This window comes from Pseudomonas sp. BN102 (assembly GCF_029871245.1).
GTDB lineage: Bacteria > Pseudomonadota > Gammaproteobacteria > Pseudomonadales > Pseudomonadaceae > Metapseudomonas.
Window position 1 is genome coordinate 97,985 of sequence record NZ_SSON01000048.1, and the last position, 12,703, is coordinate 110,687.

10 protein-coding genes are annotated in these 12,703 nt (G+C 64.0%); 6 read left to right on the plus strand and 4 right to left on the minus strand.

Annotated features, from left to right (window positions below; genetic code table 11):
• Positions 1 to 164 precede the first annotated feature (164 nt).
• Together E8F12_RS09480 and E8F12_RS09485 are read left to right on the plus strand one after the other, a co-directional pair.
• A complete protein-coding gene (locus E8F12_RS09480) occupies positions 165 to 1,658 on the plus strand; it encodes an aldehyde dehydrogenase family protein (protein ID WP_280324986.1) in 1,494 nt (497 codons plus the stop codon).
• Positions 1,659 to 1,921: 263 nt separating this feature from the next.
• A complete protein-coding gene (locus tag E8F12_RS09485; RefSeq protein ID WP_280324987.1) occupies positions 1,922 to 2,266 on the plus strand; it encodes a hypothetical protein in 345 nt (114 codons plus the stop codon).
• Between the two features lie 44 nt (positions 2,267 to 2,310).
• Here the strand turns inward: E8F12_RS09485 and E8F12_RS09490 are convergent, their stop codons facing one another.
• The 4 genes from E8F12_RS09490 to E8F12_RS09505 form a co-directional block, all read right to left on the minus strand.
• Positions 2,311 to 3,861, minus strand: a complete 1,551-nt coding sequence (locus tag E8F12_RS09490; RefSeq protein WP_280324988.1) for an amino acid permease — start codon at positions 3,859 to 3,861, stop codon at positions 2,311 to 2,313.
• A 161-nt stretch (positions 3,862 to 4,022) separates the two neighbouring features.
• Positions 4,023 to 5,396, minus strand: a complete 1,374-nt coding sequence (locus E8F12_RS09495) for a glutamine synthetase family protein (protein ID WP_280324989.1) — start codon at positions 5,394 to 5,396, stop codon at positions 4,023 to 4,025.
• 207 nt (positions 5,397 to 5,603) lie between these two features.
• Positions 5,604 to 6,341 (minus strand): thioredoxin family protein, encoded by a 738-nt coding sequence (locus E8F12_RS09500; protein WP_280324990.1) that lies wholly within the window; start codon positions 6,339 to 6,341, stop codon positions 5,604 to 5,606.
• Positions 6,342 to 6,622: 281 nt separating this feature from the next.
• The gene (locus tag E8F12_RS09505) at positions 6,623 to 7,636 is read right to left on the minus strand and encodes an AraC family transcriptional regulator (RefSeq protein ID WP_280324991.1); all 1,014 of its coding nucleotides are present in this window, start codon (positions 7,634 to 7,636) and stop codon (positions 6,623 to 6,625) included.
• A 740-nt stretch (positions 7,637 to 8,376) separates the two neighbouring features.
• Between E8F12_RS09505 and antA the strand changes: the two genes are divergently transcribed.
• From antA to E8F12_RS09525, 4 genes are all read left to right on the plus strand, one after another.
• Positions 8,377 to 9,771, plus strand: a complete 1,395-nt coding sequence (antA, locus tag E8F12_RS09510) for an anthranilate 1,2-dioxygenase large subunit (protein ID WP_280324992.1) — start codon at positions 8,377 to 8,379, stop codon at positions 9,769 to 9,771.
• The gene (antB, locus tag E8F12_RS09515; protein ID WP_280324993.1) at positions 9,768 to 10,259 is read left to right on the plus strand and encodes an anthranilate 1,2-dioxygenase small subunit; all 492 of its coding nucleotides are present in this window, start codon (positions 9,768 to 9,770) and stop codon (positions 10,257 to 10,259) included. The genes antA and antB overlap by 4 nt, the downstream gene beginning before the upstream one ends.
• 19 nt (positions 10,260 to 10,278) lie before the next feature.
• The gene (antC, locus tag E8F12_RS09520; protein ID WP_280324994.1) at positions 10,279 to 11,304 is read left to right on the plus strand and encodes an anthranilate 1,2-dioxygenase electron transfer component AntC; all 1,026 of its coding nucleotides are present in this window, start codon (positions 10,279 to 10,281) and stop codon (positions 11,302 to 11,304) included.
• 193 nt (positions 11,305 to 11,497) lie between these two features.
• Positions 11,498 to 12,661, plus strand: a complete 1,164-nt coding sequence (locus E8F12_RS09525) for an ABC transporter substrate-binding protein (protein WP_280324995.1) — start codon at positions 11,498 to 11,500, stop codon at positions 12,659 to 12,661.
• The last annotated feature ends 42 nt before the right edge of the window (positions 12,662 to 12,703 follow it).

Here is a 12,703-nt window from a genome sequence, read left to right on the forward strand (position 1 = left end):
CAGACCTGTCTCAGGTCGTCTCAAACTGCAACAGGCCGAATCTGGCAACAGGCCCGAATCCATGAATAAAATCCTTTTGATTCAGCCACTTATTTAGAAAGCAAGGCCTTGGCATGGGGGTTGCGAAAGCGCTGTACAACTTCAATGAACAGAGGCTCCTCCCCATGCTTGCTGACCTGCCCGTCCTCCCGCAAACCCAGGCCTTCGTCGGCCGCAAACTGAAGATGCTGATCGGTGAGCAGTGGCTGGACGCCGCCGGCGGCAACACCATGAGCTTCCGCAACCCGGCCACTGGTGAAGTCCTCGGCGACGTGCCCTCGGCCACCGCCGAAGATGTCGACCGCGCCGTGCAGGCCGCCCGCCGGGCCTTCGACGACTCGCCCTGGAGCCGCATGCGTCCGCGCGAACGGCAGAACCTGCTGTGGCGCCTGGCCGACCTGATGGAGCGCGACGCCCAGGAACTTGCCGAGCTGGAATGCCTGAACAATGGCAAGAGTGCCGCCGTGGCGCGGGTGATGGACGTGCAGCTGGCCATCGACTTCCTCCGCTACATGGCCGGCTGGGCCACCAAAATCGAAGGCAGCACGGTCGACGTATCCATGCCGCTGATGCCGGACGACCAGTTCCACGGCTTCATCCGCCGCGAGGCGGTGGGCGTGGTGGGCGCCATAGTCGCCTGGAACTTCCCGCTGCTGCTGGCTTGCTGGAAGCTCGGCCCAGCGCTGGCCACCGGCTGCACCGTGGTGCTCAAGCCCGCCGACGAAACCCCGCTGACCGCCCTCAAGCTGGCCGAGCTGGTCCTGGAAGCGGGCTACCCGGCCGGGGTGTTCAACGTGATCACCGGCACCGGACTGAATGCCGGCGTCGCCCTCACCCGCCACCCGGGCGTGGACAAGCTGACCTTCACCGGCTCCACCGAAGTCGGCAAGCAGATCGGCAAGGCCGCCATGGACAACATGACCCGTGTGACCCTGGAACTGGGCGGCAAGTCGCCGACCATCGTCATGGCCGACGCCAACCTGCAGGAGGCCGCCGCTGGCGCCGCCACCGCGATCTTCTTCAACCAGGGCCAGGTCTGCTGCGCCGGCTCGCGCCTCTATGTGCAGCGCAAGCACTTCGACAATGTGATCGCCGACATCGCCGGCATCGCCAACGGCATGAAGCTCGGCAATGGCCTGGACCCGAGTGTGCAGATGGGCCCGCTGATCTCCGCCAAGCAGCAGGACCGCGTCACCGGTTATATCAACCTGGGCCGCGAACTAGGTGCCACCATCGCCTGCGGCGGTGAAAGCTTCGGCCCCGGCTACTTCGTCAAGCCGACGGTGATAGTCGACGTCGACCAGCAGCACCGCCTGGTGCAGGAAGAGATCTTCGGCCCGGTGCTGGTCGCCATGCCCTTCGACGATATCGACGACGCCGTGCGCATGGCCAACGACAACCCCTACGGCCTCGGCGCCAGCATCTGGTCCAACGACCTCTCGGCGGTGCACCGCATGATCCCGCGCATCAAGTCCGGCTCGGTCTGGGTCAACTGCCACAGCGCCCTCGACCCGTCTCTGCCTTTCGGCGGCTACAAGCTCTCCGGCGTCGGCCGCGAGATGGGCGCGGCAGCCATCGAGCATTACACCGAGCTGAAATCAGTGTTGATCAAGCTCTGATCCGCCGGCACACGTCCTTTGTAGGGTGGATCACGCTTCACCGATCCACCTTCCGAGGCCCGACCCGGCTCGGTCGGTGGATGGAAAAAGCGCCATCCACCCTTCTGGGCTGAGCACCCATGTACAAATGACACAATCGCTGTCATTCCAACCCTCAGTCAAAATGACTCATCGACCATCAACTGCCTGATATTCCTAAAATTTATTCATGGCACATAAATTGCCGGATTCCCTTCTCAATCCATCAATCGAAGGGATCCCCCATGAAAATCCCCGGCATCACCCTGTGCCTTGCCTTGCTCTCCTCCCCCGCCGCCTTCTCGGCGGAGGTTCTGTCCGAAACCCCTGATACCACCGTCGGCAAGGCCGCCGGCGGCATGACCGGGCTGATGTTCGGCGCCATCGGCGGCCCTCTGGGCGCGGTGACCGGTGCGGCCGTGGGCTACTTCGGCGGCGGCGCTGTGCAGGAATCCACCGGCCTGGCGGAGCCGGCCTATCTGGTGAAGACCGACGATGGTTCGGTGCAGCGCTTCCGTTCGCCCGGCAAGCTCTTCAAGCCCGGCGATCAGGTGGAGGTGCGCGGCATCCGCATCGAAGCCGCGAACTGAAGGCACGGCGCCCCCTCCCACAGGGGGGCGCCGGCCGGGCATGCCTACTTGTTCAACGCCTCTTCCGCCGCGGCGATTTCAGCCTGGCGCTTGGCGATCATGTCGCCGATGGGCGGGCCCTGGAAGCGCCGGGCTTCGAAGGCGAACCAGATGATCCCGGTGAAGATCAGGAAGCCGATGGTGATGTACAGCGCCCAGTCATTGGGCGGCTGGATGCCGATGACGAAGATCAGCACCATCGAGATCACCGACAGGATCGCCACCAGCGAATACAACCCGCGCCCCAGATTCCAGGGCCCCATGTGCGGCCACTTCGGCGTGCCGAAGGTGAACAGGCCGAGGACGATGGGGATGATGAAGGAGAAGAACAGGAAGATCACGGTGCAGGACACGACGATGGTGTAGACCGGTGTCTCGCCGATGGACACCAGCGACGAGCCCCAGACGAACAGCACCGCCAGGGTGGCGCCGGTCCAGATGGCGGCCACTGGGCTGCGGTGGGAGGGCGACACCGACGCCAGCGCCTTGGAGAATGGCAGCCCGCCGTCGCGGGAGAAGGCGAAGATCATCCGCGACACGGATGTCACCGTGGCCAGGCCACAGAGAATCTGCGAGATGAAGATCGCCAGGAAGAGCAGTTCCTTCACCGTCGAGTTCACCTGGGTGTCCATGGCCCAGAAGAATACGTTCCAGCCCTGGGCTGCCGCCTCTTCCATGCTCGGCAACATCAGCACGAAAGCGCTGAGCATCAGCCAGCCGAACAGCAGCGACCAGACCACTGACATCACCATGCCGCGCGGTACCGAATGGGCCGCCTGCACGGTTTCCTCCGAAGTGTGGGCCGACGCGTCGTAACCGGTGATGGTGTAGATCGGCAGCAGCAGGCCAAGCAGGAAGATCCAGGTATTGGAGGCTTCCGGCCAGACATTGCCGCCCGCTGGACCGGAGAAGTTGCCAAAGGTCCACAGCCGCGAGAACTCATAGCCGGGTGCGGCGACCAGGCAGACGATGGTCAGGGCGATGGCCGTGGCGAAGATCAGGTAGCCGGAGAAGTCGGTGAGCTTGGCCGTGAGGCCGATGCCGAAGTGGTTACAGAGCGCCTGCCCGCCGGTGAGTATCGCGAGGAAGACGATCCGCGTGGTGATGGTGTCTTCCATGCCCAACATGGGCCCGAAGGCGCCGAAGAAGAAGTAGTAGGTGCCGACGTTGATCGCCCCCAGCACCGTCACCAGGCCCAGCAGGTTGAACCAGGCGGTGAGCCAGCCGGTGAAGCGGTTGCCGAGGATCGAGCCCCAGTGGTACAGCCCGCCGGCCGTCGGATAGGCCGAGGAGATCTGCGCCATGGCCACGGCGAAGACCCCGGAAATCATGCAGCCCAGGGGCCAGCCGATGCCGATGGAAGCACCGCCGGCGCCCGAGATGCCCTGGGCCAGCGAGTTGATGCCGCCGGAGAGGATGCAGATGATCGAAAACGATATGGCGAAGTTGGAGAAGAGGCCCATCCGCCGCGACAGCTCCTGGGCGTAGCCCATGCTGTGCAACAGCTTGACGTCTTCGTCCGTGTGCGTGGAGCCGTGTTGGCTTGCAGGATTCATCATCGGTGCCCTTTGTTGGGAATGGCAATGGATTGCTCCATGCGGCGGTCCGGGCACCTTCCCCGCCTGCGCAGCGACAACCCTGTCGTACAGCTCCCATCCCCTTCACAAACCGGCCAGCGGGCGTGCCCGAACCCGCCCCTGCCCGGACAACGAACCCTTCAGTACCGCTCGAAACCGCGCTGCAGTTCCCAGTCGGTGATGCGCCTATCGTATTCCTTCTGCTCCCACTCGGCGGTGTGCACGTAATGGTCGACCACCTCGTCGCCCAGGGCCTTGCGCAGCATGGTCGAACCCTTGAGGGCGGCGGAAGCGTCGCGCAGGGTCTTGGCCACCTCGGGCAGTTGGTCGTTCAGGTAGGCGTCCCCTTCGTAAGGTGCGCCCAGTTCGAGTTTTTCATCAATGCCCGCCAGCCCGGCGGCGATCAGCGCGGCGTAGGCGAGATAGGGATTGAGGTCGGCGCCGCCGATCCGGCACTCGATGCGCACCGACTTGCTGCCCTCGGCGCAGAGCCGGAAGCCCGCGGTACGGTTGTCGCGGCTCCACACCGCACGGGTCGGTGCGAAGGTGCCGGCCTGGAAGCGCTTGTAGGAGTTGATGTAGGGCGCGAGGAAATAGGTGATCTCGCTGGCGTACTTGAGCTGTCCGGCCACCCAGCCGCGCATGAGCTTGGACATGCCGTACTCGTCCTTGGCGTCGAAGAACAGCGCCTTCTTGCCCTTCTTGTCCCAGAGCGAGTTGTGGATGTGGCCGCTGGAGCCGGCCAGGTCATAGCGCCACTTGGCCATGAAGGTGATGGACTTGCCCTGCTGGTGGGCAATCTCCTTGCAGGCGTGCTTGATGATGGCGTGGCGGTCGGCCATGGTCAGGGCGTCGGCGTAGCGGACGTTGATCTCCTCCTGCCCCGGACCCCACTCGCCCTTGGAGTTCTCCACCGGCACGCCGCAGGCCTGCAAGTGCTTGCGGATGGCGCGCAACACCGGCTCCTCGCGGGTGGTCTGGAGGATGCTGTAGTCCTCTATGTAGTGCCCGGCGGTCTTCGGGTGGCTGTAGTTGCGCTTGTGAATGGCTTCGTAGCTTTCGTCGAACAGGTAGAACTCCAGCTCCGAGGCGAACATCCCCAGGTAACCGCGTTCGGCCAGCCGCGCCAGCTGCTTCTTGAGGATGGCCCGCGGGCTGTGGGGCAGGTCTTCGCGGTGGTGGTGATCGAGCACGTCGCAGAGCACCAGGGCCGTGCACTCCAGCCAGGGCACCCGGCGCAGGGTACTCATGTCCGGTTTCAGCACGAAGTCGCCGTAGCCCTTGTTCCAGCTGGCGGCGGCGTAGCCCGGCACCGGCTCCATGTCGATGTCGTCGGCCAGCAGGTAATTGCAGCAGTGGGTTTCCTCATGGCCGCTGTCGATGAAGAATTCAGCCTGGAAGCGCTTGCCCACCAATCGCCCCTGCATGTCCACCATGCAGGCCAGCACCGTGTCGATCTCGCCGCTGGCAACGGCTTGCTTGAGTTCGTCGAAGCTGAGGATGGGTTCGCTCATCGGGCTGTCCTTCCGGTCCAGGGACTGCCGAAAGCTTAGCCCAGCAATGGAAACTGCAAGTTTTCGCTGCACCAGGGCGGTGCGAACGGCGCAGTTCGGGGAATTTACGGCAATTGGCCATGTCCGCTGCGCTTGTAGGAGCGAGCTCGCGAACAGCCCCGAGCACAGACTTTCGCGAGCAAGCTCGCTCCTACACAAAGCCCCGGCTCACTCCTTGCAGCAACTCGCAACCTTCCCCGGCTCATCCTCATAACGGTCGTGATGCCGCATCCAGTCCATGATTTCCTTCTCGTCCCGCCCCTTGGGCAGCAGGTCGAGGAAGTTGTAGGCGCCCACCAGCAGGTCCAGCCCACGGGCATAGGTGGAATAGGTGTGGAAAATCTCCCCGGCCGGATTGCGGTAGAACACGCTGAGGCCGGGCATGTCCTCGCCCGGGTCGTTGCTGGTGCCGTAGTTGTAGCGGGCGGTGCCGGCGGCGATGTCTTCGGGTTTGGCGGCCACGCCGAAGTCGTAATTGAAACTATTGCCGTGGGACGACACCCACTTGAAGTTCCAGCCCATGCGCTTGCGGAAGGCCTGGAACTCCTGCAAGGGCGCCCGCGATACGCAGAGCAGGGTCACGTCGTGGTGCTTGAGGTGCTGGTTGGCACCGTCGATATGGTCGGCGACGAAGGAGCAGCCCCGGCAACCCTCCTCCCAGCCGGAGCCGAACATGAAGTGGTAGATGACCAGGGTGCTGCGGCCGTCGAACAGGTCGGCCAGGCTCTCGCGCCCGTCCGGTCCGTCGAAGACATATGGCGTGTCAATGCGGACCCAGGGCAGCGCGCGGCGTTCGGCGCTGAGCCGGTCGCGCTCGTGGGTGAAGGCTTTTTCCTTGCGCAGCAGTGCCTCGCGGGCCTGCAACCATTCCTCGCGGGATACCACCGGGTGATTGTCGATGTTCATGGGGTTTCTCCTCTTGGCGGAAACGCTCATCTCCTAGTCGAGCGACCACGCGAGGGATCGACAATTCCTTCGATTGATTCGCACTAAGTCCGCCGCGCGCTGGAAACCTCTGTTTCTATGCCAGCTGCAAGCCGTGCGTCTTCAGTCGAACTCCGGGCGTTAGTCGATCTCCGTGCGTTGTGGGGATGGACGACCGGGGCAGCTGCGCTGCCCTTGGCGAATGAATTCGCCCCTGCAGGAGAACCGCCGGCCCATCCTACAGGCCTGCCCATCGGAGCCAATCAGACCGACCGGCCCCGCCGGGCCTCCAGCCGCTGGATGGTCATGCTCGGCGTTTCGTCGAAGAGTTTGCGGTACTCGCTGGCGAAGCGACCGAGGTGGGTGAAGCCCCAGCCCATGGCGATGACCGAGATATTCCGCGCGCAGCGGTCTTCGAGAATCTCCTGGCGCACGGCACTCAGGCGGTGTTTCTTCAGGTAGGCCATGGGCGACTGGCCGAAGTACTTCTTGAAGCCTTCGAACAGCTTGAAGCGCGAGATCCCGGCGGCACGTTCGATGTCCTCCAGGCACATCTCCTCGCGGGCGTGGGCGTGGATGAAGTCGCGGGCGCGCACCAGGTAATGGGGCAGCTTGATTTCCAACCGCTCGCGCAGTTCCTCGGAGTAGTTGTTCGGCTGGGCGAGGATCAAGCCCTTGATCAGCGCGCTTTCCAGGTCCCGGGTGAAGAACAGCTGCCCGTAGAGATCGCGGCTGCGCTCCAGTTCGTCGATCAGGTGCCGCGCCATGCGCCACCAAGAGGCCGCGGCTCCATCCACCGCATCCATCTCCGGGTGGAAGCACAACGGGTTGTCCACCGTGCGCTGGAGCAGGTCCTCCAGGGTCTTCTGCATGGCGGCGCGGGGAATGGCGACCTGCAGCTTGTGGCAATCGCCGGCTATGGTCAGCTCCTGATGCTCATGGGGCGAGACGATCACGCCCCAGTCGCGGTCCGAGCGCAGCAAGCGCCCGGACTTGGCCAGCTCCTGCTCGCCGGACAGCGGCAGGCTCAGGCTGTAGCAATTGAGGTTCATCTCGTCGCCGACGCCGATGGTGACGTCAGTGCCGTACTCGACATGGCCCAGGGTCGTGGACATGGAAGGCAGCACATTGCCGCTGTGATGGAACTGGATGCGCTCGGGTCTGGCCGCTTTGAGCAGGTGAGGCCCGCAAATGTTCGACATCCATGAACGGGCTCCGGCGAGGTCGTAGCGGTCGGCGGAAATATCTCGAAAATGAAGATGGTTCTTCGTACTCATCACGCGGCACCCAACACGGCAATTGGACATGCGCGCTCTTGCGGCGCGTCGACTTGAAGCAGGCAAGCTCCATGCCACGCTGTGACGGTCCTTCGCGAATCAGAATACGAGGATAACATCCGCCAACTTTCCGGATAGGACCGCTCCTCACCTGCTCGAGAGGATCACACCTAAGAACCACGCAGTTCGTCCGCGTGCCTCATCCCAGAGCCTCGCAGCCGCCCCGTGGGGCATGGCGTCCGGCGATTCTCCGCGACTTCCCTCCCCCGCGAGCGGCGCAACCCCTCAGCGGGACGGCGGGCAACCGGGATACCCAGGTGTTACCCGATATGGGAAGGCTGCGCAGGCCAAGAGTTACCCGCGCGAAAGCAACGGATAGCCTTTGCCGATTTTCTGGATAGCCCACGAACGCGACTTCGGCTAGCCAACGACGATTTCCACCGCCAGGCGTTACCTCAAGCCGATTCGCGCCCGCATGGCGTTACCGCCGTCCTCCGGCACGCCGCAAAGGTCGATTCAAATTCCCTTCGTTCCTGCCGCGCCATCCACTTACTCGGCAAAGGCTATCCGCTTTTTCCGACCTCGCAGAAACCGCAGGAAAGCCCGCCCCATGTGCCTTCCCGACTACGGGGCAGGCGCAAAATTTACGGCGCGGCTTTGCCAACTAAACGGATAGACCGGATCAGCCCCGGCTCCTTCTAATGGCCCCACTGTTTGGCCTGATGTGGAAGGTGCCACCCATGAATACTTCGAATAAACACATTGCGCAGTGGAGAGAGTACGTCAGCGGCTGCCTGGATTTCCGTCCGGCCGAGGGCGTGTACCGCATTGCCCGCGACATGTTCACCGAGCCGGAACTGTTCGACCTGGAGATGGAACTGATCTTCGAGAGGAACTGGATCTACGCCTGCCACGAGAGCGAGATCCCCAACAAGCACGACTTCATGACCATGCGCGCCGGCCGCCAGCCGATGATCATCACCCGCGACGGCAATGGCGAGCTGCACGCCCTGATCAACGCCTGCCAGCACCGTGGCGCCACCCTCACCCGCGTCGGCAAGGGCAACCAGTCCACCTTCACCTGCCCCTTCCATGCCTGGTGCTACAAGAGCGACGGCCGCCTGGTGAAGGTCAAGGCACCGGGCGAATACCCGGAAGGCTTCGACAAGGCCACCCGCGGCCTGAAGAAGGCGCGCATCGAAAGCTACAAGGGCTTCGTCTTCATCAGCCTCGACGCCAACGGCAGCGATTCGTTGGAAGACTTCCTTGGCGACGCCAAGGTGTTCTTCGACATGATGGTCGCCCAGTCGCCCACCGGCGAACTGGAAGTGCTGCCCGGCAAGTCCACCTACACCTACGACGGCAACTGGAAGCTGCAGAACGAGAACGGCCTGGACGGCTATCACGTCAGCACCGTGCACTACAACTACGTGGCCACCGTGCAGCACCGCCAGCAAGTCAACGCTTCCAAAGGGAGTGCCAGCGACACCCTGGACTACAGCAAGCTGGGCGCCGGCGATGCCGAGACCGACGACGGCTGGTTCTCCTTCCACAACGGCCACAGCCTGCTGTTCAGCGACATGCCCAACCCCACCGTGCGCCCCGGCTACGCGACCGTGATGCCGCGCCTGGTGGAAGAATTCGGCCAGGGCAAGGCCGAGTGGATGATGCACCGCCTGCGCAACCTGAACATCTACCCCAGCCTGTTCTTCATGGACCAAATCAGCTCGCAGCTGCGCATCGTGCGTCCTGTGGCCTGGAACAAGACCGAGATCATCAGCCAGTGCATCGGCGTGAAGGGCGAGTCCGACGCGGACCGCGAAAGCCGCATCCGCCAGTTCGAGGACTTCTTCAACGTCTCCGGCCTGGGCACCCCCGACGACCTGGTGGAATTCCGCGAACAGCAGCGCGGCTTCCAGGGACGCATGGAGCGCTGGAGCGATATTTCCCGCGGCTACGGCAAGTGGGTCACCGGCGCCACCCCGAACAGCCAGACCCTGGGCATCGCCCCGGTGATGACCGGCACCGAATTCACCCATGAAGGCCTGTACGTGAACCAGCACGCCAACTGGCAGCGGTTCCTGCTCCAGGGCCTGGACCGCAAAGCCCTGAAACTGCAGGAGGTGCAGGCATGAACCCGCAGCTGCAATACCAGATCGAGCAATTCCTCTACCGCAAGTCCGAGCTGTGCGACGCCCAGGACTGGGATGCCTACCTGGACCTGTTCGACGAGCAGTGCGAATACCACCTGCCGCAGTGGGAATCCGAGCACGCCTACACCACCGACCCCAAGCGCGGCATGTCGCTGATCTACTACAGCAACCGCTCGGGCCTGGAAGACCGCGTGTTCCGCATCCGCACCGGCAAGGCCGCATCGACCATCCCTATGCCGCGCACCCTGCACCAGATCAGCAACGTGCGCATCGCCGAACGGGGGGACGGGCAACTGGAGGTGAAGGCCAACTGGCAGACCCTGTACCACCGCCTGGGCCAGAGCGAGCAGTTCTTCGGCCATGCGACCTACCACCTCAAGCCCGTGGGCGAGAGCTGGAAGATCACCCGCAAGCACATGCTGCTGCTCAACGACACCATCAACTCGGTGCTCGATTTCTACCACCTCTGATCCACCGGAAGTACGCGCCATGAACCACAAGGTCGCCTTCAGTTTTGCCGACGGCAAAACCCTGTTCTTCCCCGTGCACGGCAACGAGATCCTGCTCGACGCCGCCTTGCGCAACGGCATCAACATTCCGCTGGACTGCCGCGAAGGCGTCTGCGGCACCTGCATGGGCCGCTGCGAGTCCGGCCGCTACGCCATGGACTACGTGGACGAGGAGGCTTTGTCGGAACAGGACCTCGCGCAACGCAAGATGCTCACCTGCCAGACCCGCGTGCAGTCCAACGCCTCGTTCTATTTCGACTTCGATTCCTCGCTCTGCGGCGCGTCGAAGACGGTGCACGAGCGCGGCATCGTCACCCACGTCGAGCAGGTATCAAAGACCACCGCCATCCTCCACCTGGATGCCGGCGTCGACGGCCAGCAACTGGATTTCCTGCCGGGCCAGTACGCGCGCCTTTCGGTGCCGGGCACCGAGGCGAAGCGTTCCTACTCCTTCGCCAATCGGCCCAACCCGGAAAACAAGCTGCAGTTCCTCATCCGCCTGCTGCCGGATGGGGTGATGAGCAACTACATCCGCGAACGCTGCAAGGTGGGCGACGAGATCCGCTTCGAGGCCCCGCTGGGCGCCTTCTACATGCGCCATATCGAGAAGCCCCTGTTACTGGTGGCCGGCGGCACTGGCCTCTCGGCCTTCCTCGGCATGCTCGACGAGATCGCCGAACGCGGCGGCTGCGGCCAGCCGGTGCAGCTGTTCTACGGCGTACGCCAGGTGGCCGACCTCTGCGAACTGGAGCGCATCCAGAGCTACGCCGAACGCATCCCGAACTTCAGCTTCACCCCGGTGGTCAGCGACGAGGGCCAGAACTGGGACGGCAAGCGCGGCTACGTCCCCGAGCACTTCGACGCCGCCGCCCTGCGCGAGGCGCCCTTCGACATGTACCTGTGCGGCCCGCCACCGATGGTGGACTCGGTGAAGACCTGGCTCGCCGACAACGGCATCGACAACGGCCACCTGTATTTCGAGAAGTTCACCGAGAGCAATACCTGAGCGGCGCACCACGTCCCTTGTAGGAGAGAGGGGGACGCCGAGTCCTTGCTCGCGAACGCACCATGCTTCGCCAGCAAGCTGGCTCCTACGGCTGTGCCCATAACGACAAGATCGCTCCACCCGCTTCAAAACTGCCCAAACAACAACTAAGCAGGCCGGGTCACGACGGCACTGCGCAACCAAGGCGGTAACTATGAAAAAGACCCTGAACCTTGCGATGCTCGGGGCCGCACTGGCCTCTTCCCTCCCCGCCCAGGCACAGGACCCTGTGCGCATCGGCTTCATCACCACCCTGTCCACCCCCGCCGGCTACCTGGGCGAGGACGCCCGCGATGCCTTCCGCCTGGCCATGGACCAGGAAGGCGGCAAGCTCGGCGGTGTGCCGGTGGAACTGGTGGTCGAAGACGACGGCTTGCAGCCTGCCAAGGGCAAGCAGATCATCGACCGCATGAGCCTGGACGGCATCTCGCTCTACACCGGCGTGATGTTCTCCAACGTCCTCGCCGCCGTGGTCAACGGCGCCACCAAAGGCGACAGCTTCTACATCAGCACCAACGCCGCGCCCTCCAACCTGGCCGGCGCGCAATGCAAGCCCAACTACTTCGCCGCCTCCTACCAGAACGACGTGCCCCACGAGATGGCCGGCGTCGCCGCCAACGACCTGGGCTACAAGAAGATGGTCATCCTCGCGCCCAACTACCAGGCCGGCCGCGACGCCCTGGCGGGCTTCAAGCGAACCTTCAAGGGCGAGGTCACCGAGATCTATACCAAGCTCAACCAGCTGGACTTCTCCGTGGAACTGGCGCGCATCCGCTCGCTCAACCCGGACGCGGTGTTCCAGTTCCACCCCGGCGGCGCCGGCATCAACTTCGCAAAGCAGTACGGCAGCGCGGGCCTCGGCAAGAGCATCCCAATGGTGGTGCCGGTGTTCTCCATGGACGAACGCATGCTCGCCGCCACCGGCAACGTGGCCGAAGGGGTGAACGTGGTCAGCGGCTGGAACCCGCAGTCCGACAACGCGGCCAACCAGGCCTTCATCAAGGCCTTCACCGAGAAGTACAACCGCGCGCCCACCATGTACGCCGCCCAGGGCTACGACACCGCGCGGCTGATCGGCTCAGCGCTGAAGGCCACTAACGGCAACCTCAAGGACGCCGAGGCCTTCCGTGCAGCCCTGCGCGAGGCGCGCTTCGACTCGGTGCGCGGTGAATTCCGCTTCGGCAGCAACCAGCACGCGGTGATCGACTGGCACCTGCTCAAGGTCCAGGCCGGCGCCGACGGCAAGCTCGCCGAAGTGCCGGTGAAGACCATCGCCAAGGCCCAGGTGGACAGCTACGCGGCCCAGTGCGCGCTCTGATCCCGACCTGAACCGCCAGCCCGCCGGCGCTCCCGGCGGGCC

Bases quoted from the DNA above. Each gene is read 5' to 3' on its own strand.
- antB (WP_280324993.1), top strand. From the start codon at position 9,768: ATGAACCCGCAGCTGCAATACCAGATCGAGCAATTCCTCTACCGCAAG.
- E8F12_RS09505 (WP_280324991.1), bottom strand. From the start codon at position 7,636: ATGAGTACGAAGAACCATCTTCATTTTCGAGATATTTCCGCCGACCGC.
- antC (WP_280324994.1), top strand. From the start codon at position 10,279: ATGAACCACAAGGTCGCCTTCAGTTTTGCCGACGGCAAAACCCTGTTC.
- E8F12_RS09480 (WP_280324986.1), top strand. From the start codon at position 165: ATGCTTGCTGACCTGCCCGTCCTCCCGCAAACCCAGGCCTTCGTCGGC.
- E8F12_RS09500 (WP_280324990.1), bottom strand. From the start codon at position 6,341: ATGAACATCGACAATCACCCGGTGGTATCCCGCGAGGAATGGTTGCAG.
- E8F12_RS09525 (WP_280324995.1), top strand. From the start codon at position 11,498: ATGAAAAAGACCCTGAACCTTGCGATGCTCGGGGCCGCACTGGCCTCT.
- antA (WP_280324992.1), top strand. From the start codon at position 8,377: ATGAATACTTCGAATAAACACATTGCGCAGTGGAGAGAGTACGTCAGC.
- E8F12_RS09490 (WP_280324988.1), bottom strand. From the start codon at position 3,861: ATGAATCCTGCAAGCCAACACGGCTCCACGCACACGGACGAAGACGTC.
- E8F12_RS09495 (WP_280324989.1), bottom strand. From the start codon at position 5,396: ATGAGCGAACCCATCCTCAGCTTCGACGAACTCAAGCAAGCCGTTGCC.
- E8F12_RS09485 (WP_280324987.1), top strand. From the start codon at position 1,922: ATGAAAATCCCCGGCATCACCCTGTGCCTTGCCTTGCTCTCCTCCCCC.